5 protein-coding genes are annotated in these 14,805 nt (G+C 44.8%); all 5 read right to left on the reverse strand.

All coding sequences use genetic code 11. The features are described from left to right. Nucleotides 1-317: 317 nt before the first annotated feature. The 5 genes from MTO98_RS25450 to MTO98_RS25470 all read right to left on the reverse strand — a co-directional run bounded on the left by MTO98_RS25450 (nucleotide 318) and on the right by MTO98_RS25470 (nucleotide 14,571). Nucleotides 318-6,917, reverse strand: coding sequence for an alpha-2-macroglobulin family protein (locus MTO98_RS25450; RefSeq protein ID WP_243481793.1), 6,600 nt, complete (start codon nucleotides 6,915-6,917; stop codon nucleotides 318-320). Between the two features lie 1,031 nt (nucleotides 6,918-7,948). Then, nucleotides 7,949-8,179, reverse strand: a complete 231-nt coding sequence (locus MTO98_RS25455) for a hypothetical protein (protein ID WP_243481794.1) — start codon at nucleotides 8,177-8,179, stop codon at nucleotides 7,949-7,951. Nucleotides 8,180-8,774: 595 nt separating this feature from the next. Beyond that, nucleotides 8,775-10,256 (reverse strand): family 43 glycosylhydrolase, encoded by a 1,482-nt coding sequence (locus tag MTO98_RS25460; protein WP_243481795.1) that lies wholly within the window; start codon nucleotides 10,254-10,256, stop codon nucleotides 8,775-8,777. Nucleotides 10,257-10,358: 102 nt separating this feature from the next. Continuing rightward, the gene (locus MTO98_RS25465; protein WP_243481796.1) at nucleotides 10,359-11,906 is read right to left on the reverse strand and encodes a carbohydrate binding domain-containing protein; all 1,548 of its coding nucleotides are present in this window, start codon (nucleotides 11,904-11,906) and stop codon (nucleotides 10,359-10,361) included. Nucleotides 11,907-11,931: 25 nt separating this feature from the next. Continuing rightward, nucleotides 11,932-14,571, reverse strand: a complete 2,640-nt coding sequence (locus MTO98_RS25470) for a glycosyl hydrolase (RefSeq protein ID WP_243481797.1) — start codon at nucleotides 14,569-14,571, stop codon at nucleotides 11,932-11,934. Between the last annotated feature and the right edge of the window lie 234 nt (nucleotides 14,572-14,805).

Genomic DNA, 14,805 nt, shown 5'->3' on the forward strand with positions numbered 1-14,805 from the left:
TGAACTCAGTTATTGTAACTGCTTATCCGGTACAAATAACAGGAATCAACTTTATTTCAAAAGGGGGCAAATTTCCCTTTTCAAGGATACAAAATCGTAATGGTGACAGCATAAGTCAGAAAAATCGCCCAATTATGTCGATCTGCTCTAATTTAATACAGGATAAATCCGAATCATCTTAGAACAATTAAAGCCCGGAAAGCTACTTGCCGGGGCTTTAATAAGTACATTTTGTCTCCCGGATCAGCGGAAGCTATTCTGATCGTTCAGTTGATGAAACATTCTTCCCGTAAGTTGATATTTTTTGGTAAACAAATTTATTTTATCAACATCCTTATACCCTCTGAATGTGCATTGAACTCAGGTGCATACATACATTCCATGGTGCTTATCCCTGTAGCAAAATTTCCCGGCTGAACCACCCGAAGGCGATACTCAAAGACATAGCTGCCTTTGTCAAGGTAACTGATGAAAAAGTTGGTGGCTATATCCTTTGTTACCTGATAATAATAAAGGCCGTCCTGATACCGGTAGCTAGATATGGCATCCAAAGGTTCAGTCCCCGCCGGGCGCATATCCTTAAGATGCACATATTCAAACTGGCGGCCGGATTTCAGGTATACCACTACTTTGAGCAGATCACCGGTTTTGGGTTGATGGGTATCATCCAATGCCATAAGCACTTCACCGGAGCTTGTTTGTTTTATAAGGAAGTATTTTCGTTGAAGGCGGATATCGGTATTTGATGACGTGATCTTATCCAGGTTTTCCAGATATTGCCAATGTAAAGCGCCCCAACTCACGGTTTTACCGTTATTGGTAATAACCACATTGCCCAGAGCAGGTTTAACGGCATCATCTGCCCAACTGGTTTTGATATAGCCCGTACCATCATCAGCATTGATGGCGGTTGTTAATTCCTGAAGATTTTTATTGCCGAGTTTGATGTCTGCCAAACCTTTATCTGCAAGCCAGTTATCGCCTTTTAGCAGCAACGCGTAACAGGCAGCAGCTGTTGCTTTGGTGGTTTTCCAGTCGTGAGTTTGCTTGTTCCGAAGAAGCCATATCTTCATTTCTTCCACCTCTTTGTCATATCCCCCAACTTCGGTAAAGAGTTCGATCAGCAGGCTTTGGGTTTCAATAGGCGACTGATACCAATTGTATCCTAACTGATTTTTGCCCCAGTACATTCCCATTTCCTCCTTATGCTGGGCAGTCTGGTTAAGCCAACTAACGATGGCTTTGGCAACCTCAGGATGATTATTGCGCTGCATGGTCAGGGCTATCAGCGCCTGCTGGTAGATCTCGTTCGCCTTCCATTGTACGGTGGCCAGTTTAAGATAACCGGCTAAAAGCGACTTCAGTTCATCGCTGCGCGATCTGTCGGTAAAATAGCTATCCACATAATAGCTGTGTATTTCGTCCGCTGCTAAAAGACGGCCCTCGTATTCCTTATGAACTTTGGCACGTGCAGCGGCAGCCATCAGCTGATTATCCATGTATATCAATGCTTTGTCTGTAATATCCTTCAGGGCCTTATTTGATGTCTGTATGATGCCCAGGTGATACAATTGACCTATACCAGCGAGTATATAACGGGTAATATACTCATCGCTGCGGTCACCCCCGAACCAGGGGAACCCGCCATCAGACATTTGCCTCTTTTGCAACTTGTCAAGGTTCAATTGGAGCTCGTCATTCATTTTGTTAAGGTTAAATAGTAAAGCAATACGCTTTTTTTGCTCCGATTCATTAGCCGCATCACGTAACCAGGGCGTTTCTTCCAACAGGGTGGATTTGAGTTCTGAATTTTTTTCAAGATTTGACGTCAGTTCAGCGCTTTTGGAAGCCTTCCATTGCTCGAATACTTGTCTGATAGCCGGCATTTTGTTAATCAGATTTATTCCCAGGCTATTGGCAAAGTACCGGTTGAACATTTGTTCCGAACATTCATAAGGAAACTCCATCATATAAGGCAAGGCTTGCACAGCATACCAAGCCGGATTTTGCGTGTATTCCAGTGTGAGGGTTTTACTATCGAGCGTATTGCTATTTGGTTTTAAAAGCTTGTCAAAAGTGAAAGTTCTGGTTTGAGAAGGGCGCACCATCATCGGCATTGATTCCGTCACCAGCATGCGATTAGATAGTATAGGTAACGTGTTTTCTTCGCCATCGCTAAATTGTGCAGCATTTGCTGTAAGTCTATAGGTCAAAGCCACCAATCCTGAAGGGACAGCCAATTTGAATGATACGGCCTTGTTGCCTGAAGCGTTCACCTCTACATCCTGCAGTGCTTCGGCAGGATTGACGAGCAACGATACCGGCTGCATATTGATCCCGTTGAACAGTTGCAGGTTAACTTTGCATTTTAACGGCGCGACAGACAGGTTGGCCAACCTTGCGGAAATGGTCACCGTATCGCCCTCACGTAAAAAACGGGGCGTGTTGGCACCAATGCCCAATTGCTTTTGGGTCACCATCTCTTTTTCAATATAACCGGTTTTCAAATCCCGGGTATGGGCGAAAGCGCGAAACTTCCACCTAGTTAAGGCTTCAGGAATAGTAAAATCAATGAGGATCTCGCCCTTATCATCTGTACGCAGCTGCGGATAAAAGAACGCCGTTTCGTTAAAGTTCTTTCGTATAGCGATAGGCTGCCCAGCCGTGAGCTTCGCCCTGCCGCTATTGGTAGTGACGACGGCAACCCCATTTGCTGCTCGTGCACCATAGATTGCTGTTGCATCCGCACCCTTTAAAATCTCAATATTTACGATGTCTGAGGCGGCAATGTTACTTAGTCCTGTATTTGTAACTACGCCGTCGACAACAAAGAACATTCCATTGCCCGCATTGGTACTACCAGTGACATTACCCAGCCCTCCGATCATTATGCCGTTCATACCGGATTGGCCGTTCACTACCTGCGAGCCGGCAACCTTGCCTTGCAACAATTCCACAAGTGACCGCGTTGGCAAGGAATTCCAGTCCCGGAAGCTCACGCCTGAAACTGAGCGCATAACAGCCCTTTCCCCTTTAGCCCAATCGCCGACTACAACAGTTTCGCTCAATGACAGGTTGGTTTCTATGACTATGCTTACATGTCCGGCCCGGGTGATGGGTAATTTCTTGGAATTGTAACCAATGTAGCTGAATGATAATATGCCATTTACAGGCACCCTGATCCTGAACCCTCCTTTACTGTCTGTAACTGTGCTGATATTCTCACCCTCAATATTTACAGTCACGCCGGGCAGCATAAATCCTCTATCGTCGACGACGACGCCAGTTATATCAACGCCGTCCTTTACCAGGGCAGCATTCCTGTAATAAGTATGTTCTAATTCGGAATCACGCTCCACAGCGGCGGACCGCAATTCAAGGTTCCTCAGGTAATTATGATAAGCGTTGTTATAGCCACCAAAATAACCGTAACCAAACAGGTTCAGCGTTTCATAGTTATATCGCTGCAACTGGTAAATATAGTCGCGGTAAACTAGCGGCCGGCTGTTTTCCTGTTTTACGAAATTATAGTTGTTCCATCCAAAATAATTGTAGTAAGAGGAACGGGGCTGATCCAGTAAACTCCTCCAGCTGGCAGGAGCTGCAATATCATCCAACGATTCATCGTACATGCCGGCAACCATCTCGGCGCTTTGCTTTTCGTTACCGGGGGTAGATATCTGCAACTTCCATTGCTCTTTATCACCGGGCTGCAATTTATCCCGGAAGGTGAGCATTTTAATGTTTAGCAGCTTATTTGGCCCCACTATATTTACTTTTTGAAAGCTGGTGTAAACACGGTTTTGAAAGGCCATCATAAATTGCACATTCACATCATTATCGGTTAAATCGATGGGGACGGAAATTACTTTCTGACCTTTATCGATATGTAACCATTGCGAGCTCACTTTTAGCACGCCACGGTATTTCTCCATCAGAACGTGGACAGGTTCGTTGATACCAACCAGGAATTCGGCTTTACTGCCGGGTTTGACTTTGTTGCCGGTTGCGACAACCCAGCCGTCCATAGTGGATGGCACGGCGGTGTCACCAACCAGGTTAAAATAATAAATTACAGTGGCGGTGTCACCTTTTTGATTTTTCGCCTTCAATACCAATTTATACACTCCTGACCGTTGTTTATGCAGGCCTTGCAGGTAAAAGCAGAAAGAGCCGGTATCAGCCAATGTATAGGTGCTATCGCTTAATTTGTCCCGGTTTCGCCAGGTTGTGCAATCGTCATCACGGTCGAAAGCGTAGTATGGAAAATTGGCATGGTACGCGTTCCTGTCCATCAGGAACAGGTCGGGTTTTCGCCACCATACCCTGTTTTTAAATATATGCGGCGGGTTTTGCAGGGCATAAACCTGAACCTGGAGCTTCCCGCCTGACCGCTGTCCATTTAGGTTACTGAGGGTAGCGGATATGCCTGAAGTGTCCCCGGCAAGGATACTGGCGGGGACGTCCGAGTTGATGACAATATTGTTATTGCCAACTTTCACAGCTGTGTTGACAGATTGAGTTTCGCCCGTCCCATCGGTAATATCAGCGTTGAGCGCGTAGTTGTAAACAACGTTATAGCTATCGGACAGGTCTGCAAAAGCTTTGAATCTGATGGTGAAATGCCCTTGCTCATCAGTATAAACGGTATCCGATATGATCTCTCTGACACAAGAATTAGTGCGGTAATTGTAGCTGTAAACGGGGTAACGCGTAATATGATAAGCGACCCGCGCCCGCGATAAGCCATATCCTGAAAGTGCCATTGTGCTGCCCTTCAGCCTTACAGAGTCGTTTAGTTTGTAGCTTTCGGTTACCGCCGAAAATTCGGTCCTGAAAGTCGGGCGCTTATATTCTTCAACCCTTATATTTACTTCGCCGCTGGCTGTCCGGATCTTCACATTCCCATTTAGGATGTTTTGGGGAACCACAAATGAGTCGCTGAACGTGCCAAAATCGTTTGACTTTAAATTTAAGGTGCTCAGCGTTTTGTTGTTCGGATCCCGAAAATCAATATCCACAAGCTTATTTGCCTGGATGGCTGATCTTCCCTTGAGCAATTGCAATTCCAGCCCTTTGAAATAAATAATTTGTCCGGGTCTATAGATCTGCCTGTCCGTGAACAGAACGGTCTTATCTTCGGGCTTTTCATCATCGACAGATCCGACAATATAATTCTGTTCGGTAGTTAAGGTGTCATCCTTGAGCAGGAGTTCAAACGCGACGTTATTACCCTCGAGATTTATTCCGCTTATGCCGCCGGTTTTATCCGTCAGGCCATTCTCTGTGTGTGCTGATTTATCGGTGTTTGACCAGCCTTTCACTTTAACATGAACACCCTTCAAAGGCTCGCCGGTTTTTCTGTCCATCACCTTAATTTCCATGCGGCTATCAGGATTAATACGCGCTGTATAGGCCAGCCGACTTACCTGAAAATCCGCATAGTTGACAAGTGAGGTGTCTGCAGATTGACCATCTTCTATATACAAAATATAGGGCCCCGACGGTAGCCCACTGATGGCAAATTCCGTACGATGCATTCGTAAATCATACGGATCAGGTAATTGCAATTGCTGCCGTTGAACAGGCTTGCTCAATTTTACGAAGTTGTTTATCCAATCTTCCTGGCTGGGCTTAGTGTGATCATAGCTATTGCTGTAGCGCCTTATCATACCGCTCCAACTATTTTTGTAATCGGTATATTGTTGTTGCGATAAGCGATAAATACTATATCTGACTGCCTTTACGTTGCGGTAGTTGATGAGTGCCAGTATGGGTTTACCCGGGATATTCAAATCCTCCACAGCTGCAGATAGTTCCCGGCGTTGCACTTGTTTGATCAAGGTCGCTGCGTTGTGCGCGCCTAAACTTCCGGGGAAGCGGCTCGATGCTATTTGAAAATATTGCATAGCGGAAAGCAGGCTATCCTTTTGCTGGTAGTATCTGCCAAGAGCGACCCAGGCATCCGCACTGATGGGCTTGCCGCTGTAGGCGGCGGCAACTTGTCTCAACGAACCGGTGTACAACGAATCTTTTCGTGCAAATGAGGATTTGTTAAATAGAAATTCCAAACGTTTAATGTCAAGGTCGGCCAAAGCTTCATCGCCTTCTTTCCGGAGGTGGAAGAGCGAGGCCTGCTGCAGCAGTCTGACGCCGTTATAATAAGTCGAGGCGGTATCAGTTGTTTTTATAGTTAAGCCGCCGAAGGAGCGGCTATCGCCAAAAAAGCGCTTGTCATCTAAGGTAAATGCCTGGACCGACTTGGTTAATGCAGGTTCATCCGAAAGAAAAAATTCGAGGGCGCGGTACACCAAAAGGTCGTAAAGGGTTGGTCGAAGATATCGGGCATTTGGATCGCCTTCCAGTACGCCGTCTAAAACCTTAATGGACGTAGCCTGTTCGCGTTTTGTATCCTGCAGCGATTGCAGGTACAAGCGACTGGTTTCGTCAATAAGGGTCTGCAGGTCCCACTGTGTATAATCACTCAAAGGCTGCTCAAGTTTAGTACGCTGACCAAATTGCCATCGGTTTTGCTGGTAATATGTATAATACATACTGCCTAGTAAGGATTGCAGCACTGGTTTTACTGGATATACTGCATGGCTTATATCGCTACGGAGGCTGTCGATTATAGCCACTAGCGCATTCTCTTCAAGGTATGATTGCAGGTTCATCCGGTATAGTGTAGATTTTATTTGCTGGGGAGCATTATGGTTTTTACGGGCAAGTTGTTCCAGCAGGTCTACTTCGGCTAATGCCAATTTTGGTAGGCCTAATTGTACCAGCGAGTCGATCCGGTGATCGATCTGCTCATAATTCTGCGCGCAGGCGGAACTGCATATCAATAGCAGATTAGCGATTAAAAATGTTTTTTTTAGCTTATTTGCAAAGAAGTTTAGGTTTGATAACAGCTGCATAAAATATTCATTTAAAATAGGGATGCACCGGGATAGACTATTCCACAAGGTCCTCCGTAAATATCCTTGATTTGTTCATTAATAATTTGTTTACGAGGGAACAGCACATATTAAATTATAGAAGTTCACTTAGTTGAAGCATAAAGGAAATTAAGTGCTATTGATTTGAAGCGGAACTAATAATTTAAACAGCAATAAGCCCCAAATGGGTATGCATCGTGTTGTTTTCATAATATTAGATTAATCGGAGATCAGTCTCTTCACGACAGAGCCTGGTAGGTTTATAAGTGAAATCAAATAACCTACTATTTATTTATACTTATGAGGGGCTAAACCATATTTTTTGAGGGTATAATCAGGATTGTGTCGCGAATTTGGCGATTAAATTGGCGTAATCGAGCTATCAGCTATTTGCCCCTGAGGGTGTTAATCGCAATTTGTACTTTCAGATAAGCTCGAGCCCGCCTTGAAAATAGATTTCAAAGGATAAATGATATTTGCTAATCTCTCCTATTGCATTTCCCGGCGGTATTGTCCTTGAACTATCCACTATTAGTAATGCTTAATACCAGAATGGAGTATTTATTCCGATTGAGAAGCCGCCTATAAATTTGATTCTTCTATTGATTCCTAAATAAAGAAAGGAAGCGATATATCAATTCTCCCGAGTATGTTATTTGCCATTGGGCGTTAAACAGTTATACTAATATAATCCATCAGTGTCAGCTTTTTCATATTTACGGTGGATCTAAAAAAGGAGTTACGGACTAGAGAGCGCCGATACAAACGATATTATTAGCACTTTAGGATAAAGTCTAGCAAGTGTTCCGAAACGCCTCAAATAAACCCACCAAAGTTGCCGCTACTTTAGAGACAAGTGGTTCAGATATCCAAACTTCCATGATAGCTTTAGTGAAAGCTCCGCCAGATACAGGAACAAGTAATGCGTAAAGTATAAAAAGCACTATTTGACTGCACATCAGACACAATAAGGTTATCTATGTGAAATGAGAAGCTTTGATTTCTTGTGCTTAAAAAACAAATAACACAAATAACACAGTTGATACTATACCATAAATTATCCCCACAGGGATTAAAATTCTATTCGAAATCCTTCCTTTAAGTAATAAGAACAATAACGCACCTGCCGTTAAAAAAAGCGATAATTTTGCCTTTGCATTAGGTAAAATAAAAGCTTCTGTCACCAGCAATATTAGGAATAGAACTATTAGTAAATTAATAAAATCTTTTTTTTTATTCATTGTTCTTAAAGTAACCTTGGCACATGCGGGGAACGTTCCAGCAACCCAATTTGCGCATATACCCAAACCGTTAGGACAGTAATTTTGTAAACCCATGCAGTCGCGCTACGCTAAGCGAGGATGACAGCTAAAACCTTTGAGGTTGGGTCTGGATCCGTTCTTGCAACTATATCAACGAGGATTGCATATGATAAATAAAGATCAAGCCCTTACCTATTTTCTGTAGAAGTTATCAGCCGGAACATAGGCTGAAAGCTGAAACCGGGTACAGAGTTTTTCCTGGTAGTCTTTTTTGCATTGCATGCTCTTAACATACAAAACAAAGCACTAAATATCAAATACTTATATACAAAAAAAAACGATCCAATCAAACCATGTTCGATTGGATTATTTAAAAACTTCGACTCAGTTGCGCAACGGCCATTTAACGTTGGGGACTTTATTCACATCCGGGTCATTTAATATTGCCGTCCGCCTTGAACAAAGGAGTCGGCTTTGTTCGTTATTTAAGAAACATCCCGGATCAGTCTGCAAATCCAGACAATCGCATCGGTTAATTCCCCTAGGCACTGCCCTGATCCGTTCCCGATTATTACTACTGCTGTTTCCCTATCAGCTTCTGGTTATCTGCTGAATAAGCAGGGCTAAAAATATTCGCCTCTTCGTATTGACGGTTCTTTGAATCAAAGTATACGCCAAAATCCTGAGGGGCAGTGTCCGAAAGTTCGGTCAGATAAAGATTGGTACCTTTAAATGTACTCGCTCCTGATACAGACAGAAATTTGCCGTCTTTCACATTTTTGATCTTATAGTAACCATCCGGCTGAAGATTGAATTGCCAGTTCTGGCTTTCCGAATTGCTTTCCGCGCTCAGGCGGAGTGTGCCGAAGAGCGACTCCACAAATTTCCCGGTCTTGCTATCTTTGAGCTGATATACATCAGGCGTTTTGGTGGCGATGAAGGTCAGGTTCATATTGATGGCGTCATCATCATCCCCGATAATGAACCCATCTGCAGGTTTGGAAACCAGCCTGTTCGATTGCTTTTCAAGTAAGGCATATACATTTCCAGGCACAATCGCCTTTGCCCTTTTGTAACGGTACATATCGTCAAATACACTTAGATCCCAGCTGTCATACCATTTGACCGTCGGGTAACCGGATCGCATGCTGATCGGTAGCCATACATGCAGGGATCCACCTACGTCCTTAGGATTCCAGCGGTCACCTATGTAAACATAGGCTTTATCTTTTCCCTCTACCTTAAATACGTAAGCACTTTGCGACTGGTAGGATAGCTGTTTCTGCGGGTCTATCGCGAAATTAAAACCTTCGGTCCAGTCACCTAATATTCTGGTGGCATAGGCGCTTCTTCCTGGATTGGGATCCCAGCCTGTGGTGCCGGAGAATAATCCGAAATAACTGTCTCCCACCCTGAAAATACTGGGGGCTTCGTAACGCTGTCCTTTCAATATCTTCGTTTCGGTAGCAGTAGGCTCCAGATAATCATCACTCAGCAGGGCGACGTTGATATTGGTATTCATGTCAGTAGAACAGAACTGATACGCTTTTCCGTCAATATCCTGAAAGACTGTCTGATCCCTGGAATCATGATTGTTTGGGCGGTAAGTTTTATACAGCTTGTAAGGCCCCTCGATCTTATCACTGGTTGCAATACATACCCGGGCTGCGCCGTAATCTTTACCTGTTTCCCAATGGGACCACATCACCCATTTTTTGGTGTTTTTGTTATACAATACCTTCGGGCGCTCCAAGGTGCGCCCCTTGCCGATATCGTTATTATCGTCCTTTAACTCTCCGCTCGTTGTTAATGCCAGGCCGACCCGAACCCAGTTATAAAGGTCCCTGGATTTGTAACAGCTGACGCCGTTTGACAATTCTCCCTTCCTGTCCTCGCCAAACCAGTAATAAAAGCCATTATCAAAAAGCACACATCCGCCATGCGCATTAATCGGAACGCCGCTTTTGTCGTTCCATACAACTCCCGGAGCAATTTTCCCTTGGGAAAATGCGAACAGGGATGAGAGCAAAAAGCATAGTAATAAGTAATATTTCATGTGTTATGCGTATGTTTTTTTGAGAAGGATGCCGGCTTCAACGGCATCCTTTTGCTTGTTAGTACTCCGGATTCGTTATTTATAAATACCGGCCGGGTTCGGTTATTTAATTCCTGTTGAGATTGCTATTTTCGGTTCCTCCAGCGGGGCATAAGCTCCTGTCAGATCATAAGTAAAATACTTGATATTGGAAGACTTGTTGGTAAAACCGATCTTCGGTGCAAATATTCTGGACTTTCCGGTCAGCTTTACATTATCCGCCTCAAGCGGCGTGATATTAGCCCCCCATTTATCGCGTTCCAGATAGAAAACTATGCGGATCTGTTTACATTCTGCCGATGTAGTATAATCCAAAGAATATGTCTCCCATTTATCACTGCTGATTTCCACCGATTTCCCAAGGGCTCCATCCTGAAGCTCTTCAATTTTGAGCTTCCCCAGCAGAGTGCCTTCTTTTTTGACTCCACCTCTTACCAGCGCCGAAAGCGTATAGGTTTCATTTGGAGCGACATTAACGACCTGGCTGATTTCAGCTGCGCCCCAGCCATCTGACCATTTATAACGTTCCATGCTCAGGATATGATTATCGGCATCCTGCTGGTTTGTAATTTCCTGCTTCCTGATACTTTGATCTGAATTATAAATGTCGCCAATCGCAATGTCCCATCCCTCTATCGCTTTTACCATCTTTCCGTCGCGGGTGTCATAGTCACCCTCAAATCCCGGATTTTTCAGTAAGTTCTCTACCGGATCTCCTGTTTCGGTTGTAAAATCGGGTTGCGGGCCATAGTCAACTGCGCGCACGGTATCGATCGGCAAGCCGTCACGGTAAACAAATATCCTGTTATCCGGCGTTACGGCATAGCGGTAGGTATGTGAGCGTTTATCATCATTATAGAATTTCCCCAGGCCGCCTTCTCCAGATGTAGCAGGGTTCACAAATGCCTTATCATTGGCAGCACTATAGAGCCCGGTACCTGATGAATTAACAAAGGCTTTAAAACCGACACCTTTATCATTAACCACATAAGGGAAAAACTCTTTCCTTGCATCATCGGTATTTACCTTAAATTCCACAGTATAACCTTTACTGGTCGGTTTAAATCCGTCATTTGCCGCTTTGTTGAATTTTTCTGCGTCACCGCCTGCATAAACCGGCGATTTAGAAATATCTTTTGGGGTAAGCGGCGTTCCAAAACCTTTCAGGTTCACATAGGACCGGAAATCCCCGCTGCGCAATACCACTTTTCCAAGGGTTTGTTTTTTTGAACTGTTGAGGGTTACAGTCACGAGCACGTTTTTTGCATTTGCCGGGATCGTGGCAGGGCTAACCGAAAACCCGCCGCTTACCGAAACCTTAATAGGCAGGTCCGTCTGCAGGTCCTGGCCGTTAACGATAAAAGTTCCGGTTTTATCGGTCCCGTTAATAACCAGTGAGGTTCGGCCGCGCTCTTCAGTATTATCTGCACCTTTTCTTTCTTCCTTTCTTTCTTCTTTTTTGTTAACTGGTGCAGTTCCGTCCTTGGCAGGCTCCTTTGTCTGCTGCATCACCATTTCCAGGCTAGCTGCACGGGCGGTAATGCCCCCTCCGGATGCAAGTGTAAATGCCAAAAATGCCAGAACGTGCGTTTTTAAGAATCTCTTTCTCATGTTGAATTTTAATAATTTATAATAATTAATTAGTTTTTAATTTTTTCGCTGGTCCGGTTGGCACATCGGCTGTTTCCAATACCATCCAGCCAACTGTTTCTTTAGATAAAGCTTTAGAGCCCCTGGACATTTCCTTTTCCTTGAAAACATCCGTAAAGTTTGTGCCCCTGTTTTTTATTCTTAGTGCTGAGGTAACGCCGTCACTTTCTGTCTGCATCGCGCCAAAAAAAGCAGGCCTCCTATAGGAATCGGTAAATTCGATTTTCGCAGAGCCGAAAAAGTCGCCGACCGAAAGTTCCTCTGTTCGTCCTACCTGTATCTTTTTACCATTGATCAGGCCTTTTCCTGCAGTTACTGCAAGATAAACAACATCTTCCTTTACACCAGGAGGAACAACCGCGCCTTCATATTGCAATTGCAGCTCAAAACCGTTTGCAGTTACATTTCTGATCCTGACAGCAGTAGCCGAATCGCAGTGATTGGTGACCTGGGTGGCAAAAACCACCGGTATCTCCCTGAAGGGAACATTGAATTGTATCTTGACCCAATCATGGCCGATCGCGGCGGCTTTACCGGTAAGTGCTGTTAGCCCTTTCAGATTGTAACTTCCGACAGCGGGGAAGCCGATATAAGCAATCGTATCCTTACTGATAAAGACCGGATTTTTTAGGTATTCCCAGGGATCGAACCGGAATTCAAACGATGTTTTATCCAAATGCTGTATTCTTGCAGTCTGGGGTGCCTTATTCCGGTTGGTCGGTGTACCGGTGATAACTATCGGATCTGTATCGTAAGCATTGGCAAAGGCGAACAGTGACCAGTCTGTAGGTGCAATCAGATTTCCTGCTGTGATCAGGTTCTTTTGGTTCTTCAGGTAGCTGTAAGATATGGTGTTGGACAACAATTCAGCTTTGCCACCAGGAACGACAGCCCGAACCCTGTAATAAACAGCGCCTGAAGGGATTTTGTTGACATCCATTAACGGTTCGGCGTAAGCCTGCTGCGTCGGACGCTCAACAGCACCGACCTCTTTAAATACCTTATTGTCCGTAGACCGCTCTATCGCAAACCGGTTGACCATTTCCGAACTGCTCTTCATGGCCCATTCCAGCCGGATCTCATTGCGCTTTGATAACGTGTATCTGAGCAACGGAATTTCGCTTAAGTTCCATTGGGGAACAACTTCATTCTTCAGGTTAAAGGCAAAACCCGGTGCATTATCCCTGTAAAAACTTCCTGCAGGAGTGAGTTCCTGTGCTAGCAGTTTGTCTTTTACACTTTTTCCATCCACCGTCTTAAAACTGATGCTGTCCAGGACCATTGCCCTTTTATCCTCAACCCAATTATATATGGAATAACGTTCGACAAACGAAGCGGTATCCAGCACCTGGATAATTTTCCTCAGGTCACGCAGCTGCTTAGCCTGCTGCTCTGCCTTTCCTGAAGGCCATGCTTCTTTTGTCCAGTTAGCACCGTTATTCCATTCGGTAAGCCATAACGGACGCCCCGTCTTAACATGTATTTCCTTTAATTTTTGATACCAGTCCTCGGCTGAAGGCATTTGTTCTGCACCCCAATAAGCATGGACCGCAACATAGTCAACCCGGTAATTTCTTTTATCGCATTCGTCGATGAACTTGTAAAGCCAGTCATCCAGCCTGCTGTTGTCAGATACGGAGGGACTGCCCAGGCGCAAGCCGCTTTTCATCAAACGGGGCCACTCCTCCAGTGCATTATCAACCGACATCTTCGATTGATCCGGCCGGTTGGGTTCATTATAGCCCAGCAGATGCGTAACGTCTTTTCGGGAATTGATAGCAGCCATTGACCCGCCATACCCCCATTTCATCGGTACAAACTCGGAATCGAAACTTACCGGATCGGAGGTTCCCCAGGAATAAAACCAGGTAGACTGGGTCAGCCTTACCTCATTGTCTTGCTCGTTTACACCATTCGAGGCCACCACGCTTCCCCGGCCGCCGCACCATCCCTTTTTTGATGGCCACTGCCAGCGAAATACCCGGACGAACGATACTTTCTGATCCAATTCAGCGGGCAGTGCCGATAGGGTGATATCTGCAGTGTCGGCTACAAATATGCGACTGTACCCCATCCCGTCAGCCTCGTTTGCAAAGGTAGCCATGTAGCCCCTTTTGAGTTTAAACGACCGGATGCTATTGTCCTGTGACAGTGGAAGTATCAAATGAGCCGGTATATCTGCTGTTAGCTTATTGGTATAGTAATTTGATACGGAATATTTTACGCCCGGTCCGCCGAAATTCTTTTCTGCAAAGGCCTCTAGCGGCTGATAGCTGTCTGGCTGGGCGATAACCACGGCTCCCTGCTTGTAAATAGCAATCCGACCGTTTCCGCCAGCACCTGCCTGAAGCGGTTTTCCGTTGATCAGGATTGACCCGGCATATTTCTCTAAAACCGCGGAAGGCCTCATGTTGTCAAAAAACAGCCAGGCTTCCTCTGACGTTAAATTTACGGTGCTGTTCTTTAGCGGCGCCGCACCATCGGTTAAATGCAGGTCAATGGATTTATTCAGTACCAGCGATTCGTTGGTCAAAGCCAACCTGGTCTCTGTATTTTTGGCAAAAACCCTGGTTACAAACAGGAGTAAGAAAACCGGTAATAACTTAAATAGCAAATGTAGTTTCAATTATTGTCTTGTTTAATTTGTTTCACAGCCGCATCAGATGAAGCTGTCATTTTACAGGTATATTAATGATCTTTATTTATAAGCCAATCTCTTCAATTGGTTAATGATGAAGCAAACTACGGGAATATCAGGTGAATTGAAGGGAGTCAAATTAGGTTTTATTAAGGTAGAAATTCGTAAATCGCCGCCTTATCCAGCAACGCGGTAAAAAGCGTGATCACAAGCAATTCCGAT

It is taken from the genome of Mucilaginibacter sp. SMC90, assembly GCF_022811725.1.
Lineage (GTDB): Bacteria > Bacteroidota > Bacteroidia > Sphingobacteriales > Sphingobacteriaceae > Mucilaginibacter.